A 26,878-nucleotide genomic window follows, 5' to 3' on the forward strand; every position below is an offset into this window, starting at 1 on the left:
TGTGAATTCATCGTTGTTGCGCTTTTTACCTGGATAAATTCTTCTCACAAATGATGATGTTAACCGTATACGAGTGACCAGAGATACCCTCCACTTTGTGCTCTAATGTGATTAATATTAATTAAGCATTTTACTTTCCCTGCTTTTGACTTCATCAAAAGGCTATTTTCTGAAAGCCGCTCGCAAAAAAACAAGCTGATTAAAATAAAGAGATAATTCATGTTGCCGCATGAAGAGAAGTCACTTATTTTCTTTATTAACGGATCCGTTAGCAAATTTATGTCTTATTTACATGATTAACAAAGGAATAATCATGAAGAAACTTGTATGTTTTAGGATCCATCAGTTTCGGGCATGTTTGTCTCCATTAGGAAAAATAAGCTGTCGGCCCTTATTTGGTGGCTATAGCCTGGCGATAGATAACACCGTATTTGCCATGATGGCCGAGGGGGAAATCTATCTTCGGGTCTGTGAGCAGAGCGCGGAGTACCGCGTGGCGCATAAAAACCCGCTTTTGAAGATGCAGAAGAATGGTCGTCTGGTCGCGCTGAAGTATTATCATATTGATGAAGGGCTTTGGCAGGATAGCAAAATGCTTTTTCATTTATCAGCGCTGTCATTACAGAGCGCTCGCTATGAAAAACATCGGCAGCGGCATTCAGGGAGATTGAAAAATTTGCCAAATATCAGTTTTCACATGGAGCTACAGTTGATTAATTCAGGCATCACAGATGAATTAACGCTGCGTAAGATTGGGGCCAAAGAAGCCTGGCTGAGGTTACGGAAAATGAATAAAGCGTTAACGGTTAATATTCTTTATTGTTTACAGGGAGCTATTGCTGGCGTTCATGCAGCCACGCTCCCGACGCAACAGCGTCAGGAGCTTGAGGAGTGGGCGGCGGAACAAATGCAGGAGAGGGAGGCCTACTCAGGTTGAATCTCAACCTGTCGCTGTAGCCGACAAATCTCTGGCAGCAGCGCCAGTAGCAGCCCGATTTGTTGAAGTACCAGCGGCTCCTTGCTCTCGGCACGGGGGTCGAGATGCTGTATCCGGGTCTGCAGGCTTGATAGAGCTTGCTGTACCCGTTGCTCATCGGCCGGCGAGTGGTGCAGCGCGTCATCAACATAACAAACGGCATCGTCCAGCAGCGCCAGGATATCTGGCGTTGTCAGCTTTTCCCTGTGGGCGCCCAGGGCTGAAATATAGCTGGTAAAAGTGTGGTTCAGGCACAACAAACGAAAAGCGGTTTCTCGAATTTGCGAGCCCGCTCTTGGTTCAGTTGATAAGTTTGAGACTACTGATGCCAATTCACCGTCCCTGTTGTGCGCTGCTCTTCGCGCAATGCGATAGGCAAGGCGGTTGTCGCGTCCCTGATGATATTGCTCAAGTATGGCGTCTAAATACCGGCAGTTAGCGTTGATTGCTTGTTCAAGTACTCGCGGCAGATTGCGGAATTTCCAGTCAGGCCAAATAAAGCTGACAGCGGCCCAGGCGATAGCGCAGCCGATCAGCGTATCAAATATACGCGGTAGGGCGACTTCAAAACCTTCACCCAGGAGGTTGAAGCAAAGCAAAACCAGAAGGGTAATGAACATTGTTGCATGGGCGTACTGCACATTACGGAAAGCGAAGAACAGCACGCCGGTCAAAACAATTAAAAACAGCTGGCCTTCAACGGATGGAACGAGAAGCAGCACCGGGAGACCTATCGCCACGCCGATAAGGGTACCGATTATCCTTAACGCCAGCCGGTGGCGAGTCGCGTTATAGTTTGGCTGGCAAACAAACAGGCTGGTCAGCAATATCCAGTAACCATGATTCAGCCCGGTCAACTGGATAAAAGCGTAGCCAGCGCACAGGACCAATGACATTCGAACCGCATGGCGAAACAGGGCGGACTCGGGGGACATATTACTGCGCAAGCGCAGCCAGACATCGCCAAAACCGCCAGGCTGGTCGTCAGCCAACAGGTTTTCCGTGTTGTGACTGAACTGCGCGGTGGTCTGGACAGATTCAATTGTCGCCAGCTGGGCGTCAATTGCGCGTAGGTTATTAAGCAAAAACCCTAATGCCTTGATCTGGTCCGCCGGCGCGCCGCTGGCCTTTACACGATCGAGCGCGGCGTCAAGGTGCATAAAAGCGCGCTCAAAGTGAGTATCGTGAAGGTAGGGCTCGCGCTGCAGGATGGCTCGGGACAGTTTCTGGCATGCCTGCGCCTGCATTGACAGCATGCGCTGAAAGCGGAACATCACGTCACTGTAACGAAAGCGATCGCGCAGCGTTTGGTATTGAATATGCGAAGAGCTAGCGCGTTCGTGGATGTCCTGCGCCACGAAGTAATACTGCAGGGTGCGACGCGTTCCGCGCTGACCGCGATCCCCGCGCAGGCGCGTCAGCAGGGAAACTTTGGTCTGATTTAGGGTTGTCACTAGCTGACCGTTGGCTATTGCCAGGTCATACAGAGGCGCCTGGCTTTCATCTTCAATATCCGGATCGAACAGGCGCGATTTAAGTTCCAGATAGTGCGCTAACTGCTCGTAGCTGCGTGCAAGGTTGTCCTGTAGGGGACGGATGGGGAAAATAAGATGCCCTGCGAGGGTGAGTAAGTTGTACCACACCGCCCCGGCCAGCAAAAACAGCGGCTGGAGATACCAGTGGCCATAAAGCGTTACCCCCAGCATGGTATAGATGGCGATTAACAAGGCGCCAAAGGCGATTGTGGCATAGCGCTGGCCCAACCCACCGAGCAAAATAAAGCCGATGGTAGAAACGGTTAATCCTGCTGCGAATAACCAAGGCCAGGGAAAGAGCAGTTCCACCGAGGCCGAAGCAATAAAAAAGCACACGAGGGTAATGGCCAGATTACGCAGACGTCCTGTCAGGCGGTCATCAAGGTCGGTCAGCGCCGCTGCCACGACCCCAAGCGTTAAAGGAATCGTGAGTTTTACTTCGCCAAGCCACCAGGGAAACGCGGTCGTGCCGCAAAGTGCGATAAAAATCCTGATGTTATATAACCAGGCGCTGTTCCGGGTATAGCGGCGTAGCAGGGGGGTGAGCATTTCTGTGTTCCATTCAGTTACTGAAAGCGGCGGCGCGCATTGGCTTCACGCGCAGCACGAGCAGTCTCGACGGAGACGACTCGACGGCCTACTGGCCATAAAGCAATAGCGGCGATTTTGAAATTGGCGATGCCAACTGGAATGCCGATGATGGTCAGGCATTGTGCGATGCCACAAAAAATGTGCATCAGGCATAGCCACCAGCCAAAGAAAATAAACCATAAAATGTTCAGTAGTGTCCCACCCGCGTTTAGCAGGCTATTCTTTCCCTGAGGATCGAGTTCATCAACATGAACGGCTTCATTACCATAGGGTAGAAGAGAGAGTTTTGTTATCTCCCAGCAGGAGCGGGTGAGAGGTAGCGTAAAGATCAGCACGATGCTGACCAACGTCGCCAGAAGCCAGCCGAGCGTGGTGGCGAATCCGCCAAGGATAAAGTTTAAAATATTCAGAACGGTACGCATAAACCCTCTGTTTAATTCCGTGGATAATAAGGCCTGGCCATTGTAGCGTTTTTTACGCTGGAGCACCCGGTCGCTGGCGGTTAAACTTAAAAACATCCAACCTGATTGAAATTCGACATTATATGGAACTTAGAGCGACAACATTGGGCAAGCGCATGGCTCAGCATCCTTATGATAGGGTGCAACTTCTTAATGCCGGAGTAAAGGTTTCCGGTGATAGCCATGAATATCTTATACCTTTCAATCAGTTATTATCAATCCATTGCAAGCGTGGTCTGGTATGGGGGGAGCTGGAATTTATCCTGCCGGGCGAGAAAGTTGTGCGTTTGCATGGCACCGAATGGAATGAAACCCAGCGTTTTTACCATCATTTGAACACGCTCTGGCAGCAGTGGAGCGCGGAAATGAGCGATATCGCCGCTGATGTCCTTCGCCAGCAGCTGGCTGACGTGGCGCGTTCCAGCGCAGAGGGGAAATGGTTGACGCGTCAGCAGGTGAGCGATATCCAGCGTAAAATCCGCCATGCGCTTGGCGGATTACCTGTACCAACAGCCCGTCTTGACGCTTTCGATAACTGCCGCGAGTTATGGCGGCAATGTCAAAGTTGGTTGAGCAACACCGAGAAAGCCAGGCTCGAGCATAATCAAACGTTTACTGAATCAATGCTGGAACAATACCGCGGCTTTTTTGCCGCGGTAGAATCATCGCCGCTGAATCCGGCTCAGGCGCGCGCAGTCGTAAACGGCGAGCGTTCGTTATTAGTTCTGGCAGGCGCCGGAAGCGGTAAAACTTCCGTGTTAGTGGCGCGCGCTGGCTGGCTATTGACCCGTGGCGAAGCGGCGGCCGAGCAGATTCTGCTCCTGGCGTTTGGTCGACAAGCCGCGCAGGAGATGGATGAGCGCATCCGCGAGCGTCTGGGAACTGAAGAGATCTCTGCGCGAACTTTTCATTCCCTGGCTCTGCATATTATTCAGCAGGGCAGTAAAAAAGCTCCGACGATCAGCAAGCTGGAGAACGACAGCGCCGCACGGCAAAAACTTTTAGTCCAGAGCTGGCAGCAGCAGTGCCAGGAGAAAAAAGCGCAGGCGAAAGGCTGGCGACTGTGGCTGGAAGAAGAAATGGACTGGCAGATCCCGGAAGGGGATTTTTGGCAGGATAAAACGCTGCAGCGTCGTATCGCCAGTCGCCTTGACCGCTGGGTTAGCCTGATGCGTATGCATGGCGGCTCGCAGGCGGAAATGATTGCTGGAGCACCTGAAGAGGTACGCGATCTTTTTGGCAAGCGCGTCAAGCTGATGGCCCCTTTGCTAAAAGCGTGGAAAACGGCATTAAAAGATGAAAACGCCGTCGATTTTTCCGGCCTGATTCATCAGGCGATTAATATTCTGGATAAGGGGCGCTTTGTCAGCCCGTGGAAGCATATTCTGGTAGATGAGTTTCAGGATATTTCCCCGCAGCGGGCGTCCCTACTCGCCGCGTTACGTCGGCAAAACACGCAGACTACGCTGTTTGCCGTTGGCGATGACTGGCAGGCTATCTACCGTTTTAGCGGTGCTCAGCTCTCTTTAACAACAGCCTTTAATCACTATTTTGGCGAAGGAGATTGCTGTGCGCTGGATACGACGTACCGATTTAATAGTCGGATAGGAGAGGTCGCCAACGGGTTTATCCAACAAAATCCGCATCAGTTAACGAAACCGCTAAACAGCCTTGTCGCAGGGGACAAAAAAGCGGTGACGTTATTAGCGGAGGACAAACTCGACGATCTGCTTGATAAAATGAGCGGTTATGTCAAACGAGAACAGCGGATTTTATTGTTAGCTCGTTATCATCATTTGAAGCCGGTGGCGCTTGAGAAAGCCGCCACGCGCTGGCCGCATCTGCAGCTCGATTTTATGACTATTCATGCCAGCAAAGGGCAACAAGCCGATTACGCCATTATTCTTGGCCTTAAGGAGGGGGATGATGCGTTTCCCGCACCGGCACGCGAGTCGATTATGGAGCAGGCGCTATTACCGCAGCCGGAGGATTTTCCCGATGCCGAAGAGAGGCGGTTACTGTATGTCGCCATCACCCGCGCACGTCTGCGCGTATGGTTATTGTTTAATAAAGAACAACCTTCCCCGTTTGTTGAAATGTTAGAGGCGCTGAGTGTCCCGGTAGCAAGAAAACCATAATGACTGGCGGCATGGCCGCCAGCGGGGCTTATTTCAGACGCTCTGCAAGGTAGCGTTGATAATCAGGGATCAGGATATCAACAGGGTCGTTGAAATGCGGGGACTGGATAATAAAGTCGGCGGTCGAAACGTTGGTGGCGACGGGGATATTCCATACCGTCGCCAAACGTAATAACGCTTTCACATCCGGATCGTGCGGTACGGCATTCAGCGGATCCCAGAAAAAAATCAATACATCGATTTTACCTTCTGAAATCAGCGCTCCTACCTGCTGATCGCCGCCCATGGGACCACTTAGCATCGCCTGTACCTCCAGCCCGGTCGCGCGTGATACCAGATTTCCGGTCGTTCCTGTCGCCGATAGCGTGTGTTGCGCCAGCAGTTGCTGGTGGCGCTCGACCCATTTCATCAACATATCTTTACAGTGATCGTGTGCAACCAGCGCAATATGCTTGCGCGCTGGCAAGGTACGTGTTGTTAGTTCCATCATTTCATTCCACATTTTGGCCTGTAGACAGATTACTGGAAGTGACTGTTGCTGCAAGCGTCGGGATGAAAAAATTTGACGCATCTGCAGGTCAGGACTCATGCGGGTTCATCCGGATTAGCATACACTTGGGCTAAATAGCAGGAGGATGATGATGAAAGAAAACGATATCGTAGGTATTTTGACCTCGACGCGGACTATCGCCCTGGTGGGGGCAAGTGACAAACCTGATCGCCCAAGCTATCGGGTGATGAAGTATCTTCTGGAGCAGGGATATCACGTTATTCCCGTTTCCCCTAAGGTTGCGGGTACCACGCTGCTGGGGCAAAAAGGGTATGCCACGCTTGCTGACGTGCCGGAAAAAGTGGATATGGTCGATGTTTTCCGTAATTCGGAAGCGGCCTGGGGCGTTGCCCAGGAAGCGGTGGCTATCGGTGCGAAAACGCTTTGGCTACAGCTGGGTGTAATCAATGAACAAGCGGCTGTTCTCGCCCGAGACGCCGGTCTAAACGTGGTGATGGATCGCTGTCCGGCGATTGAGATCCCTCGATTGGGATTAGCCCGATAAACCTAAAACCCCGCCTGACGGGGTTTTTTATTATCAATATAAATTAAGTTATTTAGGGACAGTATTTTAATTAAAACTACATCGAAACGTTTCTTTATTTAAAAATAAAGCGCATTATCTTTGTGGATTTAACGGACACCTTCCTGGCTTTATCTCCCTTATTACGAAAAATCTTCTCCAATAGATAATTTATTTTTTATAAATAACCCCCTGGTAAATACATGGGGAACGGCGATAATTTTTTTGAATCTTTCAAAAATGTTTGTTTTTTCTTGTGTGATTTTTATGATTAATATCACGGAAATTTTTCACCTGGTACTTAAATGGAGGTTTAACGATATGAGAAATGTATTATCCATGATTTTATCTTCATTGTAATAACCGTGAGTAACGATTTTAATTATAGCCTTAATTAACATTTAAAAATGTAAGTTTATTATTTTAAGTGATTGTAATTTAATGTTTTTTATTTATTTCAGAATGTAAGGTTTCTGTTTTTATTTAACCTTGCGGGACGCCAGGAACTGGTATATCTAATAAGGTGCATAATTAAGAATTATCTCATACCTCTGACTGCGTCTTCATCTCAAGGGTGCAACCTGATGAAAAATATAAATGTGACAGTGAAAGAAACAGGTGTTGAATACACCGTTGATGGCAATCAAATTAATCTCAATACGCAGTCAGTGGTTGTCCTGCACGTTAAGCGTGAGGATATAAGTTCGTATACCCGCCAAGGTAATGATCTTGTTCTAAAACTCCATAACGGTGACACCGTTACAATTAAAAACTTTTTCGTTGTGGATGAACATGGACAGCACAGTGATTTGGTTCTTATGGATGATGACACTGGCGCATTATGGTGGTTGGAAGGAGCGGGTACTGATGGAGCACACTATTCGCTAATTAGCGATCTCTCTGAAGTCATTGCGACCGGTGGCGCAGGACAAAGTATTGCTGGTTGGGTCATGGCGGGCGCAGCTTTGCTGGGCATTGCGGCGATGTTTGCCGGCACCTCAAACAAAGACCACCACTCTTCGGTTTCTGAAAGCGATTCAGATGCTGACAGTGATTCAGACTCCGACAGTGATACGGATGCTGACAGCGATTCGGATAGTGATTCCGATTCTGACAGTGATTCCGACTCGGATTCAGATTCGGATAGTGATTCCGATTCTGACAGTGATTCCGACTCGGATTCAGATTCAGATAGTGATTCAGATGCTGACAGCGACGCGGATAGTGATTCTGATGCTGACAGCGACTCCGATACTGATACCGAGCTACCCACCGCGGCACAGAACATAGCAGTCATTGACAATGTGGGCCCCATCACTGGTGTGCTGCATTCTGGAGATGTCACTGACGATACGACCCCAGAGATTAAAGGGACGGCAGAAGCTGGGGCAACAATAACGATTTATGACGGAGATACCATACTGGGTTCTGTCGTCGCGGATGAAAATGGCAACTGGAGCTTCACGTTACCGGAGCTGAGCGAGGGGTCTCATAGCCTGAGCGCGACGGTGACGGACAAAGCCGGCAACGTCAGCGAGCGTTCGCCGGCGTTTGAGCTGACGATAGATACCACTGCGCCCGCTGCCAGCATTCCGCAGGTAACTGACAATGTTGCAGAGCACACCGGCCAGCTGCAGAGTGGGGATCTGACCAACGATGCGACGCCCACTCTGAACGGCACGGCGGAAGCGGGAGCCACGGTGACGATCTATGACGGCGACACAGTGTTGGGCACAGTGGTTGCCGGCGAGGATGGACGCTGGAGCTTCACGCCAGATAGTCTGGACGAAGGCACCCACAGCCTGAGTACTACGGTAACGGACAAAGCCGGGAACGTCAGTGAAAGTTCGCCGGCGTTTGAGCTGACGGTAGACACTATAGTGGACCCGGTTAGCGATCTGCAGGTAACTGATAATGCAGGAGAAGACACGGGCACGCTGAACAGCGGTAGCGTAACGGATGATGATACGCCAACCCTGAGTGGCACGGCGGAAGCGGGTGCCACGGTCACAATTTATGACGGTGATACCGTACTGGGCACCGCAATTGCGGGTGTTGACGGGAACTGGAGCTTTACTCCTGAAGCACTGGAGGAAGGATCCCATAGCCTGAGCACCACGGTGACCGATCTGGCCGGCAACGTCAGCGGACGATCCCCGATATTTATATTAACTGTCGATCTTACCGATGACACCGACTCCGACAGTGATTCGGACTCCGACAGTGATTCTGATTCGGACAGCGACTCGGATAGCGACAGTGACTCCGATTCGGACAGCGATTCTGATAGCGACAGCGACTCCGACTCTGACAGCGACTCCGATTCTGACAGTGACTCCGATTCCGACAGCGACTCCGATTCTGACAGCGACTCTGACTCCGACAGCGATTCCGACTCTGACAGTGACTCGGACTCCGACAGCGACTCTGACTCCGACAGTGACTCCGATTCCGACAGTGATTCGGATTCCGACAGTGATTCTGATTCTGACAGCGATTCTGATTCTGACAGTGATTCGGACTCAGACAGCGACTCGGATTCCGACAGTGACTCCGACTCCGACAGCGATTCGGACTCCGACAGTGATTCTGATTCTGACAGCGATTCGGATAGCGACTCAGATTCCGACAGCGATTCGGATTCCGATAGCGATTCGGACTCGGACAGCGACTCGGATTCTGACAGCGATTCGGATTCTGACAGCGATTCCGACAGTGATTCGGATTCGGACAGTGACTCGGATAGCGACAGCGACTCGGACTCCGACAGCGATTCCGACTCTGACAGCGACTCGGACTCCGACAGCGACTCCGATTCGGACAGTGATTCAGATTCCGACAGTGATTCGGATTCCGACAGTGACTCGGACTCCGACAGTGATTCTGATTCGGACAGCGACTCGGATAGCGACAGTGACTCCGATTCGGACAGCGATTCTGATAGCGACAGCGACTCCGACTCTGACAGCGACTCCGATTCTGACAGCGACTCTGACTCGGACAGCGATTCCGACTCGGACAGCGACTCCGATTCTGACAGCGACTCTGACTCGGACAGCGATTCCGACTCGGACAGCGACTCCGATTCTGACAGCGATTCGGACTCCGACAGCGATTCGGACTCCGACAGTGACTCCGATTCGGACAGCGACTCGGATAGCGACAGCGACTCGGACTCCGATAGTGACTCGGACTCTGACAGCGATTCGGACTCCGACAGTGACTCCGATTCGGACAGCGACTCGGACTCCGATAGTGACTCGGACTCTGACAGCGACTCGGACTCTGACAGCGATTCGGACTCCGACAGTGACTCCGATTCGGACAGCGACTCGGATAGCGACAGCGACTCGGATTCAGACAGTGACTCCGACTCGGACAGCGACTCGGATTCCGACAGCGATTCGGATTCCGATAGCGACTCCGATTCTGACAGCGATTCGGATTCTGACAGCGATTCCGACTCCGACAGTGACTCCGATTCCGACAGTGATTCGGATTCCGACAGCGACTCGGACTCCGACAGCGATTCCGACTCTGACAGCGACTCGGACTCTGACAGTGACTCGGATAGCGACAGCGACTCGGATAGCGACAGCGATTCGGACTCCGACAGCGACTCCGATTCGGACAGTGATTCAGATTCCGACAGTGATTCGGATTCCGACAGTGACTCGGATTCGGACAGCGACTCGGATTCCGACAGCGACTCGGATTCCGACAGCGACTCCGATTCTGACAGTGATTCCGACTCTGACAGCGATTCGGACTCTGACAGTGACTCGGACTCTGACAGCGACTCGGATAGCGACAGTGACTCCGATTCCGACAGTGATTCGGATTCAGACAGTGACTCGGACTCCGACAGCGACTCGGACTCTGACAGTGACTCCGATTCCGACAGTGATTCAGACTCTGACAGCGACTCCGACTCGGACAGCGACTCGGACTCCGACAGTGATTCAGATTCTGACAGCGACTCGGATAGCGACAGCGACTCGGATTCAGACAGTGACTCCGACTCCGACAGCGACTCCGACAGCGATTCGGACTCCGACAGTGATTCTGATTCTGACAGCGATTCTGATAGCGACAGCGACTCCGACTCTGACAGCGACTCGGATAGCGACAGCGACTCGGATTCCGACAGCGACTCGGATTCCGACAGCGACTCCGACTCGGACAGCGATTCCGACTCCGACAGCGACTCCGATTCTGACAGTGATTCGGACTCTGACAGCGATTCCGATTCTGACAGCGATTCGGATTCCGACAGCGATTCAGACTCTGATAGCGATTCGGATTCCGACAGCGATTCCGACTCTGACAGCGACTCGGACTCTGACAGCGATTCCGATTCCGACAGTGATTCTGATTCGGACAGCGACTCCGATTCTGACAGCGACTCGGATGCTGACAGCGACTCGGACTCTGACAGTGACTCCGATTCTGACAGCGATTCAGACTCTGACAGCGATTCGGATTCAGACAGTGATTCTGATTCGGACAGTGACTCGGATAGCGACAGCGACTCCGATTCTGACAGCGACTCGGACTCCGACAGCGATTCCGACTCTGACAGCGACTCGGATTCGGACAGCGATTCGGATTCAGACAGCGACTCGGACTCTGACAGTGATTCGGATAGCGACAGCGACTCGGACTCCGATAGTGACTCGGATTCCGATAGTGACTCGGACTCCGACAGCGACTCCGATTCTGACAGCGATTCGGACTCCGACAGCGACTCCGACTCTGACAGCGATTCCGACTCTGACAGCGACTCGGACTCTGACAGCGATTCCGATTCCGACAGTGATTCTGATTCGGACAGCGACTCCGATTCTGACAGCGACTCGGACTCCGACAGCGATTCTGACTCTGACAGCGATTCCGATTCTGACAGTGACTCCGATTCCGACAGTGATTCGGACTCTGACAGCGATTCCGACTCCGACAGTGATTCGGATTCCGACAGTGATTCGGATAGCGACAGCGACTCGGATTCCGATAGCGACAGCGATTCCGATTCCGACAGTGATTCTGATTCGGACAGTGACTCGGACAGCGACTCGGATTCCGACAGCGATTCGGATTCCGATAGCGACTCCGACTCGGACAGCGACTCGGATTCCGACAGCGACTCCGATTCTGACAGCGATTCAGACTCCGACAGCGACTCTGATGCTGACAGCGACTCGGATAGCGACAGCGATTCCGACTCCGACAGTGACTCCGATTCTGACAGCGACTCTGACTCGGACAGCGATTCCGACTCTGACAGCGACTCGGATTCGGACAGCGATTCCGACTCTGACAGCGACTCGGACTCCGACAGCGACTCGGACTCTGACAGTGACTCGGACTCCGACAGCGACTCTGACTCGGACAGCGATTCCGACTCTGACAGCGACTCGGATTCGGACAGCGATTCCGACTCTGACAGCGACTCGGACTCTGACAGTGACTCGGACTCCGACAGCGACTCGGATTCTGACAGCGACTCCGATTCTGACAGCGACTCGGACTCTGACAGCGATTCCGATTCCGACAGTGATTCTGATTCGGACAGCGACTCGGATAGCGACAGCGACTCCGATTCTGACAGCGACTCGGACTCCGACAGCGATTCTGACTCTGACAGCGATTCCGATTCTGACAGTGACTCCGATTCCGACAGTGATTCTGACTCTGACAGCGATTCGGACTCCGACAGTGACTCCGATTCTGACAGCGACTCTGACTCGGACAGCGATTCCGACTCTGACAGCGACTCGGATTCGGACAGCGATTCCGACTCCGACAGTGATTCGGATTCAGACAGTGACTCGGATTCTGACAGCGACTCGGATTCCGATAGTGACTCGGATTCCGATAGTGACTCGGATTCCGATAGTGACTCGGATTCCGATAGTGACTCGGACTCTGACAGCGACTCGGATGCTGACAGCGATTCCGATTCTGACAGTGACTCCGATTCCGACAGTGATTCTGACTCTGACAGCGATTCGGACTCCGACAGTGACTCCGATTCTGACAGCGACTCTGACTCGGACAGCGATTCCGACTCTGACAGCGACTCGGACTCCGACAGCGACTCGGACTCTGACAGCGACTCGGACTCCGACAGCGACTCCGATTCGGACAGTGATTCAGATTCCGACAGCGACTCGGACTCTGACAGTGATTCCGATTCTGACAGCGATTCAGACTCCGACAGCGACTCCGATTCGGACAGTGATTCAGATTCCGACAGCGACTCCGATTCCGACAGCGACTCGGATAGCGACAGCGACTCCGACTCGGACAGTGACTCGGATAGCGACAGCGATTCCGATTCTGACAGCGACTCTGACTCGGACAGCGACTCGGATAGCGACAGCGACTCCGATTCGGACAGCGACTCAGATTCCGACAGCGATTCGGATTCCGATAGTGATTCGGACTCGGACAGCGACTCGGATTCTGACAGCGACTCCGATTCTGACAGTGACTCGGATTCCGACAGTGATTCCGACTCTGACAGCGATTCTGATAGCGACAGCGACTCCGACTCTGACAGCGATTCCGATTCCGACAGTGACTCCGATTCCGACAGTGATTCAGATTCTGACAGCGATTCGGATTCAGACAGTGACTCGGACTCTGACAGTGATTCGGACTCCGACAGCGACTCTGACAGCGATTCCGATTCTGACAGCGATTCTGATAGCGACAGCGACTCCGACTCTGACAGCGATTCGGACTCTGACAGTGACTCGGACTCTGACAGCGACTCGGATAGCGACAGCGATTCGGATTCTGACAGCGACTCGGACTCCGACAGTGATTCGGACTCTGACAGTGACTCCGATTCCGACAGCGACTCCGATTCTGACAGCGACTCTGACTCGGACAGCGATTCCGACTCCGACAGTGATTCGGATTCAGACAGTGACTCGGATTCGGACAGCGACAGCGACTCTGACTCCGACAGTGATTCTGACTCCGACAGTGATTCTGACTCCGACAGCGATTCCGACTCCGACAGTGACTCTGATTCCGACAGTGACTCCGATTCTGACAGCGACTCCGATTCTGACAGTGACTCGGATTCCGACAGCGATTCCGATTCCGACAGTGATTCTGACTCTGACAGCGATTCGGACTCTGACAGTGACTCGGACTCCGACAGCGACTCGGATTCCGATAGCGATTCCGACTCGGACAGCGACTCGGATATTCCGCAGGCCAACGCGGATACCAATACCGCACTGATATCTGAGAACCATGACAATCTCGATGGTGTAAACGGTACGATTACCCAGTTGACTGGCGTGAACTTGCTTGGCGTGGTTGATGTTTCGCTGCTTAGCGGCAACAACTTTGACTTTACCGTCGCGAGTGGAACGACTCAGGATGTGGTGCTGGATATTTCCGGCGGGACAACGCTGAGTTCGGCGGCACTGATCAATACGCTGCTGCTTCTGCTGGGCGGTACCGATACCTTCCAGGCCGATCTCGCGGTGGTGAATACGGCGACCGGTGAAGTGGTTGCGTTGGCGTCGAATGCGGTGACTATCACGGCGGGAGGCGTCAGCCTGGATTACAGCGGCGGCGCCAGCTTCAGCGATCTGCCGAAAGGTAACTATACGGTGGTGATCTCGTCGCCGACGAATACCGGACTGCTGCCGACGCTGGTGAACTTCCTGGCAAATACCAGCGTAGTGACTGCGGTGGATGTTGCGGTAACCGACTCCGTAGGTTACGAATCCGCGATTATCAGCGGTAACGTCCTGCAGACGGATGCTGGCGGGGATGTTGGTGATATTGGTACGGGTATTACCGTGACCAGCATCATCGCGACTTCGGTGCCGGGGGCAGCGGCGGAAACGGTTAGCTCAGGTGGAACGATCGTTGAGGGCGCCTACGGTACGCTGGTGATCTATGCCGATGGTTCTTACACCTATCATGCGATCGGGGACGCTGATTCTGTCGGTCAAACGGAGGTCTTTACCTACACCATTACGGATGCGGATGGCGATACGGCTACCACGACGCTGACTATCAATATTGGTCTGGCTGATGATACGGATAGCGATGCGGATTCCGACAGCGACTCCGACTCTGACAGCGATTCCGACTCCGACAGTGACTCGGATTCCGACAGTGATTCTGATTCGGACAGCGATTCAGACTCTGACAGCGACTCGGATTCCGATAGCGATTCGGATTCAGACAGTGATTCGGATAGCGACAGCGACTCGGATTCGGACAGCGATGCTGACTCTGACAGTGACTCGGATTCCGACAGTGATTCTGATTCGGACAGCGATTCAGACTCTGACAGCGACTCGGATTCCGATAGCGATTCGGATTCAGACAGTGATTCGGATAGCGACAGCGACTCGGACTCGGACAGCGATTCTGACTCTGACAGTGACTCGGATTCCGATAGCGACTCCGATTCCGACAGCGACTCGGATTCGGACAGCGATTCTGACTCTGACAGTGACTCCGATTCCGATAGCGATTCGGATTCGGACAGTGATTCTGATTCCGACAGCGACTCGGATTCGGACAGCGATTCTGACTCTGACAGTGACTCCGATTCCGATAGCGATTCGGATTCCGATAGCGACTCCGATTCGGACAGTGATTCTGATTCCGACAGCGACTCGGATTCGGACAGCGATTCTGACTCTGACAGTGACTCCGATTCCGATTCCGATAGCGATTCGGATTCCGATAGCGACTCCGATTCGGACAGCGACTCGGATTCCGATAGCGACTCCGATTCGGACAGCGACTCGGATAGCGACAGCGACTCGGACTCCGATAGCGATATCGAGGCCATCCCCGATAGCAACAGCCCGGACGTTGTCGCGCTGGAAGGTAACCTGAACAACGTCAGCGGTACCAGCGGCCAACTGGTTGGCCTGACGTTACTCAGCACCGTCGATGTCTCGCTGCTGTCGGGCAATAATCTGCGCTTTAGCGTGGGTTCCGGAACCGTTGAAGATATGACGGTATCGGTGAACGGCAACTCGCTGCTGACGGCGAGCGGATTGCTGACCACTATCGTCAACCTGCTGGGGGCAGGAAATACCCTGACAGCCGATCTGTCGGTGGTAAATACGGCCACCGGCGAAGTCGTGGCGATTGCCGAAAACAGCGTCAATATCTCGGCGAGCCTGCTTGGCGGACTCTCCTATAACGGCACGGTCTCCTTCGCCAATCTGCCGGCGGGTGACTACACCATGATTATCTCTGCGCCGGAAAGTAACGGCCCCCTGGTATCGTTGATCAACGCGCTGGCGGCGGCCCAGGTGGCAAGCTTTGTCAACGTGGACGTGACGGATTCCGTTGGCTATAGCGTCGGCGCCATTGAAGGTAACGTGCTGGATACCACCGCCAGCGGCGATATGCAGGATAGCGGTCAGGGCATCTCGGTCACCAGTGCGGTCTCGGACTCCGTCGACGGATCGACCCCGGTTACCGTGACCAGCGCTGGCGTCAATATCACCGGGGCTTATGGGGTACTGACGATTCACTCTGATGGCAGCTATAGCTACCAGTTGACCAAAGGCGGGGCCGCTATCGGTCAATCGGATGTCTTTAGCTATACCATTACTGATGAAGCGGGCAATACCTCGACGACTAACCTGACGATTAATATCGGCGGCAACATCGAACCGGCGCAGGCCAATCCGGATGCGCAGGAAACGGATCTGACCGCGACGTTCGATACGCTCAACGGAGAAAGCGGTACCGTTGGCCAACTTGTCGGCGTCTCGTTACTCGGTTCCGTCAACGTTGGTTTGCTCAACGGCAATAGTTTTGACTTTGATGTCGCCGCCGGCGCGAACGAAAAAGTGCTGCTCACTGTCTCGGGGAGCACTGGCCTGAGCCTGGGCGCGGCCCTGAGCACGTTGCTGAGCCTGCTGGGCGGCGCATCGTCCTTTACGGCGGATCTCTCAATCGTCGATAAGGCGACCGGCGAAGTGGTGCAGGTTCTGACCAACGCCGTCAATATTAATGTTGACGGACTGGGTCTCAGCCTTGACTACAGCGGCGGCGGCTGGTCCTCAATGTTACCTTCAGGATCGTACACGGCGGTGGTCTCTTCACCGAATACCGGCGGCCTGTTGGGCGCCTTGCTGGACCTGAACCTGGGCACCTTTATCAACGTGGAGGTCACCGACTCTGAGGGCTATCACACCGACAGCCTGACGGGTAACGTCCTGCAAAGCGATGGCGACGGCGATGTGGCGGACACCGGGGTAAATATTAAGGTGACCAGCGTTACCGCCACCTCGGTAACCGACGCCGATCCGGTGGCGGTCACCAGCAGCGGAACGACGATAGCCGGTGCCTGGGGATCGCTGACCATCCTTAGCGACGGTAGCTATACCTATCAGCCTTATGGCGGAGTGAATAGCGTCGGCCAATCGGAAGTCTTTACCTACACCATAACCGACAGTCTGGGCCACACGGCGAGCACGACGCTGACGTTCGATATCGACAGCCCGGCTTCGCTGGCGGTGAATGACGTGGTTGCGCTGAACGTGGCAACGGCGCTGGCAACGGTGAATGTTCCAGCGATTGACACCTCTGGACTGAACACAAGCGGTAAGTCGAGCGGGAGCGGAGTATCAGCGAGTAAGTTGATTAACTTTAGCGTGGGAGCCGATCGTGAAATGGATACCCTCTCGGTGAAAGTGAACTACACCGCGAGTGGCTCGGTGGTCAACACCGTCAGGATTGACAGCACGGTCAGCATTTATCACGTGCTCACCGATGGCAGTAAGGTCCTGGTATGGCAAGGGACGCCGACAGAAAATTTGACCACGATTATAGGCGCAACAGCTAGCGCTACGGATACGCTAACGTTAACGGGTGTGGCATTGAGTGAAGGAAATTACGAGATGGTCCTGGCTTCGAAAGCCACCGCCACTCTGGATACTTTCTTAACGCCAGCGCCGAATTATACGGTTGGAGCTTCTATCGCCGGTACAACGTTCGACACCGCCACCCACTATACGGTGGCCGGAACCAACGTCAGCGGGAATATCCAGAACGGAAACAATTCAGGCGGTACGGAAGATTTCCATGGCGTACTGTATGCCTCATACACCGTCGCCGGACATACTTCCACTGGCAGTGCCGAATCCTGGACCTTCAACAGTAATGGCAGTATCACCACCAGCAACGGTAGCGCAGTAACCGGAAGCAGCGTCACAATTTACGGTGACTATGGCACCCTGACGATGGCGAATAATGGTTCTTATACCTACAGTCTGAAGGCAGGGATGGATGTGTCGACAATCACGCACAAGGAGGTGTTCGCCTACACGGTAAACGACAGCAATGGCGTTTCTTCCGCGGCGACGCTGACCATCGATCTGCATCCGCAGATGACCGGCAGCGTGAACGGAGACGATGTCCACAGCACCGCTTATGACGATACCTTCACCCTGGGTATCGGGGCCGACACGGTGGTTTACAACCTGCTGGCCGATGACAATACCGGCGGTAACGGCAGCGATACCTGGAAGGATTTCTCGGTTGCGCAAGGGGATCATATCGATGTGTCTGCGCTGCTGGTTGACTGGGATGGGAACAGCAGCAGCCTGGGCAACTATGTGACCCTGAGCTACGTTGGCAATAACACGGTGGTATCCATCGACCGCGACGGCGGGGCCGGAGACCATCAATCAACAACCTTAATTACGCTGGAAGGGGTGCATATCAATTCGCTCAACGAGCTGATTGATACGAATAACTCCAACTAACTGGCGTTATAACGCTGACGGCGCAGGGAAGCGCCGTCGAGGTTATTTCATTGCGGAGGAATGAATCGGTCAGTGAACCGGTAGATAGCCGACTATCATTTAATAAAAATAATGATGCGGGAATGATTATATCCGTTTTTTCAGTACGTGTTTTCTGAAGGGTAAATTTGATGCGTCTATTTAAACAAAAAAGGAATGTCATAACCTGCGGCTATACAGCCCTCTTTATTTCTTTCAATCCGGCATTTTCTGCTCATGCGGAAAATTCATATTTAATGCCGAATGATATTAGCAGCCAGCGCTTAACTGATAGCCAACAGGTCGCGGGGTATAATGAGGATATTATTAATAGCCAAAGCCGAATATCCGGCCCACTGGATATTAAAAAAGCGGTAAAAAATGCGGTGAACTGGCATCCGTCTATAACCCAGGAGGTGAGTAAACTCCAGGAGATGGCGCAGAAAGTCGACGTGGCGAAAGCCAAATATTACCCGCAAGTTAGTGCGGGTATGAATAATGGTTATAGTAATACCTATTCTGATGCCGGATATACGCCATCGCTGGTGGTGTCGGTATCGCAAATGCTGTACGACTTCGGCAAAGTGTCCAGCTCGGTCAGAGCCGCAGACTCCGGCGTTGCCCAACAGCAGGCTACCGTCATGCTGAGCATCGATCAGGTCGCTCATGACACCGCGGCGGCGGTAGTCCAGGTTCAGGGCTATCAGAAGCTGGTGGAAATCGCCAAAGCGCAGGTCAATTCGCTCAAACAGATTGGCGATCTTATTCGCCAGCGCAACGATGCGGGGGCGTCGTCTTTATCGGACGTCGTGCAGACCGATACCCGCGTGGAAGGCGCACAATCCACGCTCCTGCAATATCAGGCGGCCCTTGAGCGCTGGAAAGCCACGCTCGCGACCTACATTGGCATCGGCGGAATCGCCACGGTAACGGATGACGTCCCGCAGGGGATGGATGCCGCCTGCGCGGTAGCCAAAATCGATTATCGCTCAGTGCCTGCGGTATTAGCGGCGCTGGCCCAGGCCGGTCAGGCGCAGGCGCAGCTGGATAACGCCAATGCGCAAATGCTGCCGACGATTTCCCTTGAGCCGGAAGTTACCCACTACCTCAACGATAACTACGCCAACAGCGCGGTGCTCAATAAAACGCAATATTCCGCCTGGGTTAAAGTACAGATGCCCATCTATCAGGGCGGGGCGATGACCGCCTCCCGCGACGCCGCCCAGCAAAGCCTGGCGGCGGCGAATGCGGCGATCAAAACCGCGCAGCTGGACGCCAGCCAGAAACTCAACGCCTCGCGCGATGAAGCGGTTAATCTGGCTCAGTCGTTGGGTATTCAAAAGCGCCAGCAGCAGCTGGGCGAACAAACCCGGGCGCTGTATCAGGATCAGTACCTTCAGCTCGGTTCGCGCCCGCTGCTGGATCTGCTCAACGTCGATCAGGAAATTTACCAGGCCAGATTTAGCCAGGTCCTGACGGAATCGCAACTGCGCTCCCTGGAGCTGGACTGCCTGTTCAGCACCGGCAAGATGCGCACGGTGTTCGCGCTGGAAAAACAAAATATCCAGGGCGTGGAGATCCGCCCATGACCTCACAAGATGAACGCGCCGGGATACCGCATCTGATCGACTGGTCCAATGCGATAGCCTTTATTGCCAACCACTATCGACAAAGCTTTTCGCCCGGAACGCTGCATGCCGCCGCCGAATGGGCGACGCAGAAAACCCTGCCGGAGGCGCTCCGGCACCTGGCGCGCCACGCCGGGCTAAACTGCCAGTTTTTATCCGCCGCCGATCAGAAAATGTCGGCCTGGCGGCTACCGCTAGTCATCCAGCTTCGCGACGGCCAAATCGCCGTGGTTGAAAGCGTTGACGTCAATAACGCCGTCGGGGTGCGGTTTGTGAAGGAGCTCGCGCTGCTCAGCTACTGCCCGCTGGAAACCCTGCTGCCGGAAATTGAAAAGACCATTGCTTTTCGCCCGGCGGCGCCGGAAAGGGATATTCGCACCGAGAGCTATCTGGCCCGTTTTCAGCCGGATTGGCTGCGCAAAATTGTGCTGAAAGATATTCGCCCCTATATGCACGTGATGCTGGCGTCTTTTGCGATAAACGTTCTTGCGCTGAGCGGTATTCTGTTTTCGATGCAGGTTTACGATCGGGTGATCCCGGCGCAGTCTTATCCCACGCTTTATGTTCTGTTCAGCGGCGTATTGCTGGCGGCGGTCTTTGCTTTTGTGCTGAAAATTATGCGCGGGCACGTCACGGATCTGCTCGGCAAACGCGGGGATATTCGCGTTTCTGACCGGGTCTTCGGCCACGCGCTGCGCCTGAAAAACAGCGCCGTGCCGCGCTCGACGGGGAGCTTTATTTCGCAAATCCGCGAGCTGGAGCAGGTGCGAGAAATGATGACCTCGACGATGATGACCATCGTGGCGGATTTACCGTTCTTTCTCCTGTTTCAGGTGGTGCTGTTTATTGTCTCGCCGTGGCTAAGCTGGATTGCGCCGGTGGCGACGGTCCTGATGATCCTCCCCGGCCTGCTTTTGCAGCGCAAGCTGGCGGCGCTGGCCAATAAAAACCAGCACGAAAATACCTTGCGTAACGCCATCCTGGTGGAAAGCATCCAGGGATTGCAGGACATCAAAATGATGCAGGCGGAAAGCCGTTTCTTGCATCAGTGGAATAGCTATATCGCGATTACCGCCGAGTCAGGGGTCAAAACGCGCAGGCTCACCCACGGCCTTGTCAGCTGGGGAATGTCGGTGCAAAACCTGCTGTACGCCACGGTGGTGGTGGTCGGCGCGCCGCTGGTAATTAATGGCGACATCACCACCGGGGCGATGGTGGCGGCATCGATGCTATCGACCCGCATGGTGGCGCCGATGACCGCGCTGTGCGGGGTACTTGCGCGCTGGCAGCAGGTGAAAACGGCGAAGGCCAGCCTCGATACGCTGATGGCGCTGCCGGTCGAAGGGGGGCAGGACGAACCTCGGGTTCATCGCGCCGTGCTGCACGGCAACTACGAGTTCCGCCAGGCGGAATTCCGCTATGGCCTTAACGACGCCGCCATCCCGCTGCGGATTAACCAACTGTCGATAAAAGCCGGGGAGAGAATCGCTATTCTTGGACGAATCGGCGCCGGTAAATCGACCTTACTGCAGGCGATGATGGGCAACATCGAGCTGGTCTCCGGCGAGCTGCGGCTGGATGATTTAAGCCTGCCGCAGATCGACCTCGCGGATATTCGCCGCAACGCCACCTTGCTGACCCAGGAAGCACGGCTGTTTCACGGCACCCTGCGCGAGAACCTGATCCTCGGGCGTCCGGCGGCGACGGATGATGAAATTTTCTCGGTGCTTACCCTGTGCGGCGCGCTGGAGTTCGTGCGCAAACTGCCCCTTGGTCTTGAACACGTCGTTATGGAAGGCGGACTGGGGCTGTCAGGCGGCCAGCGGCAGTCGCTGCTGCTGGCCAGAACGCTGCTGCGCGATCCGAACATTATCCTGCTCGATGAACCGACCTCGTTTTTCGACGAGCGAACGGAAAAAGCTTTTGTGGAACAGCTGGCGCAGTGGGCCGGTGAGAGAACGATGATTATCGCCACGCACAAAGCGGCGGTGCTCAATATCGTTGATCGGATCCTGGTTATCCAGGACGGGCAGCTGGCGCTGGATAAACCCAAAGCGACGGTCTTTGAACAAGAGAAAGCCCGCGGCCAGGTGGTGAATATATGAGTAAATTTCCCCTGCTGGCCGACAATGACCCGGTGGCGCTGCTGCCGGAGAGCGAACAAGACGAAGCGCAGATCGTAAAATCGCGACGGCTGATTCTCCTGCTGACCGTGATGCTGCTGGTGGGCGGCGTCTGGGCATGGTTCGCGGTACTGGACGAAGTCTCAACGGGCACCGGGAAAGTGATCCCCAGCTCCCGCGAGCAGGTGATACAAACCCTCGACGGAGGTATTTTAACCGAGCTGAACGTACGGGAAGGCAGCAAGGTACAAGCCGGACAGGTCGTGGCCCGTCTCGACCCCACCCGCAGCGAATCTAATGTCGGCGAAAGCCAGGCGAAATATCGCGCCTCGCTGGCGGCGAGCATTCGTTTAACTGCCGAAGTCAACAATCAGCCGCTGGCGTTTCCCGACTCCCTGAAAGCCTGGCCCGCGCTGCTGGCCGAAGAGACTCGCCTCTACCATAGCCGCAAGGAGCAGTTGAGCAAATCGACGCGCCAACTGGATGAATCGCTAAAACTGGTCAATAGCGAACTGGCCATCACCGAAAGGCTGGCGAAAACCGGAGCGGCGAGCAATGTTGAAGTGCTACGTCTTCGCCAACAGGTCGCGGATATTAGCTTTAAAAAGATTGATCTTAATACCCGCTATTTTGTTGACGCACGTGAACAGCTGTCAAAAGCCAATGCCGACGTGGCCAGCCTGGCGGAAGTGATTAAAGGCCGCGCCGATTCGGTCACGCGCTTAACCGTTCGCTCGCCGGTTCAGGGGATCGTAAAAAATATCAAGGTCAACACCATTGGTGGGGTTATTGCGCCGAACGGCGAGCTGATGGAAATTGTTCCGGTAGATGGCCGATTATTAATTGAAGCGCGGATTTCACCGCGCGATATCGCTTTTATTCATCCTGACCAGCAGGCGCTGGTGAAAATTACCGCCTATGATTATGCCATCTATGGCGCGCTTAACGGCGTGGTGGAAACCATATCGCCGGATACGACCCAGGACGAAGCTAAACCCGATATTTACTACTATCGGGTGTTTATTCGTACTGACTACGATTACCTGGAAAATAAAAGCGGTAAGCGCTTTTTAATCGGCCCGGGAATGATTGCCACCGTTGATATTAAGACCGGGGAAAAAACGGTCATGGATTATCTGGTCAAACCGTTTAATCGGGCAAAAGAAGCATTAAGGGAACGTTAATCAATGTGCGAGCTCCTTATTGGCTACGGGTCACCGCCGTTTGCGGTCCGGTAGCCCGGACAAGACGCGTCGAGCGCCGCCTCCGGGGAGTGTGCCGGGCAGAGACATCGCCGCAATATCTAAAACCGGTTTGTTTGCAGTCTCTGATAATAATTTTTAAACATTCAACGCATTCTTGAATAAACGGAGAGGGAAAGATGGCGCTAAGTGACTTACTGCAACAAGCCTGCTTTCAGGCGAAAAAATTAAAATCCACCGTATTGCCCTCTGACTATCCGGCATGGGTCATTTTCTTTAGCGTCAGCGATGGAAAATCACGCGCGCATACTCATATCTCCAGCGGAACCAGCTTCGATCTCGCGTGGCTGGCAGGGGCCAGAGCGCTACAGGAGTGGCGTAAAAAACAGGACAGCGAACCGCAGTGGTTACGGATTGACGTCGTGGACAGCGTTGAAAAGCTCAGCTGGCAATCCCTCAACGAAAAATTCATGGTCACCAAGCGTAACTATTTTCGCTTTGGCCTTGCGTTTGATCCGCAGTTTAATTGCGCAATGCTTGAGGAGGAAATTACCGGTAACGCGCTGCTCTACGACGGGGATAACGGCGTCGTGGCGCCGAATAGCGTCAATCTGGAAAACTATGCCCAGCGGCGGTTTAAGCAGACGCTGAGCTGGCCGCAAGATCCGCAGCAGCCGCTCTGGCGTTTTAAAACCCAGGGCGTCTTCTGCGATCGTTTTGGGACAAAAGTGATTGAACATACCGGACGGGGTTCCGGCTATCGCGTCATTGGGGAAGAGTGGCAGGACGAGTGCCTCGCCGAGGTGATTAAAAAAGGCACCGATTATCTGGCCCGTCAGGTAAAGCAAGATGGCCTCTACCATTATGGCTGGTTTCCCTGTTTCGATCGTCCGGTCCGCTCCTATAACGCGCTGCGCCATGCCAGCTCGACCTATTCGCTGATCGAGGGCTGGGAGGCGACGCGTCAGTCGTCGGTTCGTCAGGCGATAGACCGCGCGATTGCGTACCTGGTTAACACGCTGATTGAAGTACGGACGCTGGACGATGGCCGCGAGGCGGCGTTTCTCTGCGACGTGGGCGATGAGATCAAGCTCGGCGGCAACGCCGTCAGCATCCTGGCGCTGGTGAAATACACCGAAACGACCGGAGACCGGCAATATCTGCCGCTGATGGCGCAGTTGGCGACCGGCATTGCCTTTATGCAGGATCCGCTCAGCGGCCAGTTTGTTCATGTATTAAATAGCCGCGATCTGTCGCTAAAAGCCAAATTCCGCATCATTTATTACGATGGCGAAGCGGCTTTTGCCCTGATGCGCCTGTACGGCCTGACCAACGCGCCGCAGTGGCTGGAGATGGTGGAAAAAGCCTTCGCCTATTTCATTAAAAATAAACACTGGCAGCATCACGACCACTGGCTGAGCTACTGCGTGAATGAATTAACCCGCTTTCGCCCGCAAGAGAAGTACTTTCGCTTTGGCCTGAACAACGTGCGCGATCATCTTGATTTCGTGCTGCATCGCGTCACCACCTATCCCACGCTGCTGGAATTAATGATGGCGGCGTCTGAAATGGTGACCCGCCTGGACGCCTCGCCCGAGCATCGCCATCTGCTGGCGGATTTTGACCAGCAGAAGTTCTGGCAGGCGCTGGAGACCCGCGCCCGCTATCTGCTGAACGGCTTTTTCTGGCCCGAGCTGGCGATGTTCTTTAAAAATCCCGCGCGGATCGTCAACAGCTTCTTTATTCGCCATCACAGCTACCGCGTGCGAATCGATGACGTCGAGCACTATCTTTCCGGCTTTATCGCCTACCAGAAATACCATTTAGCGGCAAAAAAGCCGCCGCTCCAGCAGGACGACGCGCCGCCGGCGAATAGCGCGACCCCCGTGTTTCTGCTGGAGACTCTGCGTGACGTCGGCAACGGTATTGAGGTGGCGGCCATGCGCAGGGCGAAGCTGTTCACCGAACATCTGGGCACCGTACCCTGGCTGATTACCGCGACGTGGAATCCCGAACTCTCCACGGCGGTTAAGGCGCTGAAAGCCCGCGGCGCACTGCCCGAAGAGGTGCCGGTTTATAACCTGTATGCGTGGCTAAGCGATTGTCTTGAGATGAATGCGATCTCTGCGCTGGCGCCGCTGGTGGGCAATATCGAGCTCAGGCATGCCGTGAATCCCACCGCGGATCTACCGGTGGGTAAACACAACTTCCTGCTGCGTCCGCAGGGGAGAATCATCGAAGACTATATTGATCGCGCCGGCAATATTCTGCTGCGCAAAAGCTTTGACGAAAAAAAAGGCAACGTGCAGCTAAGCCATCTTGAAATCGCTCTGGCGGGAGGGGAGGTCAAACGCTTTGCTCAGGAAGAGGCGTTTTATGCGTGGATGCTGGAAACCCGGCTGGCGGAAAAAGGGCGCTGGCACTTTATCGTCGATAAAAATAAAACGTGGAAAAGCTTCGTCTGCTCACGGCCCGCCCAGCGTATGGCATGCACGCTGAGCGCGATTATTCACTCCCATCATCAGTTGTCTAACGGGGCGCTGAAAAGCTCATACCGGCATATCCTGGAACAGCCGGAACTCGTAGACCAGCTGATTGTCCTGACTGATGAACAGTGGCAGGACCTGCAGCAGGAGGGATTTCCGGCCGCCCGGATGGCGGTGATCCCCAACCATCTTGATAACGGCGCTATACCGGCGAATCCGCAGAAGACGCCTTCGCAAACGGTCATTTACCTGGCGCGCTACTCGGAAGAGAAACAGCACGCTTTACTGCTGAGCGCGTTTCGTCAGGTCGTGAAGGCGATCCCTGACGCGCAGCTGCACACTTATGGGGTAGGGCCGCTGCGGCGCGGCTTAAGCGCGCAGGTGGCGGAGTGGGGGCTGGAGCATGCGATCCATATCAACGGTTTCACCTCCGACATCGCGCTGGCACACAAGACGGCCTGCTGCACGGTGCTTTGTTCGACTCAGGAGGGGCAGTCCATTTCCGCCGTCGAGGCGATGGCATACGGTACGCCGTTAATTAGCTTCGCCATTAAATATGGCCCGCGCGACATCCTGCAGGACCGGCAGGCGGGAATTCTGGTGCCATGCGGCGATGAGGACGCGCTGGCGGCGGCGATGATCAAGGTCATCTCCGACCAGACGCTACAGCAAAGTATGCAGCAGGCCGCGCTGCGCAACGCGCAACGTTACTACGCCAGCGCGATCGCCGGACGCTGGGCGGCGTGGCGGCAGGCAAGCGAACGTCTGCTGGATACCGGAACGGAGCAGGCGAGCGGGCTGGAAAAAAAGCGTCATCAGGCGGCTAAGGTTGGATAACCATCAGCGCCTTTTCCCTTTGCCCGGCCCCCTGGA

General features: G+C 54.3%; 11 protein-coding genes. 8 read left to right on the top strand and 3 right to left on the bottom strand.

Annotated features, from left to right (window positions below):
- Positions 1–313 precede the first annotated feature (313 nt).
- Complete coding sequence (locus KCG39_RS00800; RefSeq protein ID WP_049112818.1) at positions 314–937, top strand: TfoX/Sxy family DNA transformation protein; 624 nt, start codon at positions 314–316, stop codon at positions 935–937.
- On the opposite strand, the gene yccS is transcribed toward KCG39_RS00800, so the two are convergent.
- Both yccS and KCG39_RS00810 read right to left on the bottom strand, forming a co-directional pair.
- Positions 925–3,060, bottom strand: coding sequence for a YccS family putative transporter (yccS, locus tag KCG39_RS00805; protein WP_142467762.1), 2,136 nt, complete (start codon positions 3,058–3,060; stop codon positions 925–927). The genes KCG39_RS00800 and yccS overlap by 13 nt on opposite strands.
- Positions 3,061–3,077: 17 nt before the next feature.
- Positions 3,078–3,524: a YccF domain-containing protein gene (locus tag KCG39_RS00810; protein ID WP_004871560.1), complete on the bottom strand. Its 447-nt coding sequence runs from the start codon at positions 3,522–3,524 to the stop codon at positions 3,078–3,080.
- A gap of 122 nt (positions 3,525–3,646) precedes the next feature.
- On the opposite strand from KCG39_RS00810, the gene helD reads away from it, so the two are divergent.
- Positions 3,647–5,701, top strand: coding sequence for a DNA helicase IV (gene helD / locus KCG39_RS00815; protein ID WP_049112827.1), 2,055 nt, complete (start codon positions 3,647–3,649; stop codon positions 5,699–5,701).
- A gap of 28 nt (positions 5,702–5,729) precedes the next feature.
- Here the strand turns inward: helD and mgsA are convergent, their stop codons facing one another.
- Positions 5,730–6,188: a methylglyoxal synthase gene (gene mgsA / locus KCG39_RS00820; RefSeq protein ID WP_024360052.1), complete on the bottom strand. Its 459-nt coding sequence runs from the start codon at positions 6,186–6,188 to the stop codon at positions 5,730–5,732.
- Between the two features lie 154 nt (positions 6,189–6,342).
- Between mgsA and KCG39_RS00825 the strand changes: the two genes are divergently transcribed.
- The 6 genes from KCG39_RS00825 (at position 6,343) to KCG39_RS00850 (ending at position 26,842) form a co-directional block, all read left to right on the top strand.
- The gene (locus KCG39_RS00825; RefSeq protein ID WP_004131030.1) at positions 6,343–6,756 is read left to right on the top strand and encodes a CoA-binding protein; all 414 of its coding nucleotides are present in this window, start codon (positions 6,343–6,345) and stop codon (positions 6,754–6,756) included.
- Between the two features lie 602 nt (positions 6,757–7,358).
- Positions 7,359–18,548 (top strand): BapA/Bap/LapF family prefix-like domain-containing protein, encoded by an 11,190-nt coding sequence (locus KCG39_RS00830; protein ID WP_211811504.1) that lies wholly within the window; start codon positions 7,359–7,361, stop codon positions 18,546–18,548.
- A 170-nt stretch (positions 18,549–18,718) separates the two neighbouring features.
- Positions 18,719–20,155, top strand: coding sequence for a TolC family outer membrane protein (locus tag KCG39_RS00835; RefSeq protein WP_004131040.1), 1,437 nt, complete (start codon positions 18,719–18,721; stop codon positions 20,153–20,155).
- Positions 20,152–22,299, top strand: a complete 2,148-nt coding sequence (locus tag KCG39_RS00840; protein ID WP_004131041.1) for a type I secretion system permease/ATPase — start codon at positions 20,152–20,154, stop codon at positions 22,297–22,299. The genes KCG39_RS00835 and KCG39_RS00840 overlap by 4 nt, the downstream gene beginning before the upstream one ends.
- The gene (locus tag KCG39_RS00845) at positions 22,296–23,501 is read left to right on the top strand and encodes a beta-barrel domain-containing protein (protein ID WP_049114989.1); all 1,206 of its coding nucleotides are present in this window, start codon (positions 22,296–22,298) and stop codon (positions 23,499–23,501) included. The genes KCG39_RS00840 and KCG39_RS00845 overlap by 4 nt, the downstream gene beginning before the upstream one ends.
- A gap of 197 nt (positions 23,502–23,698) precedes the next feature.
- A complete protein-coding gene (locus KCG39_RS00850) occupies positions 23,699–26,842 on the top strand; it encodes a glycosyltransferase (protein ID WP_211811505.1) in 3,144 nt (1,047 codons plus the stop codon).
- Positions 26,843–26,878: the final 36 nt, after the last annotated feature.

The organism is Klebsiella pasteurii, from assembly GCF_018139045.1.
Classification (GTDB): domain Bacteria; phylum Pseudomonadota; class Gammaproteobacteria; order Enterobacterales; family Enterobacteriaceae; genus Klebsiella; species Klebsiella grimontii.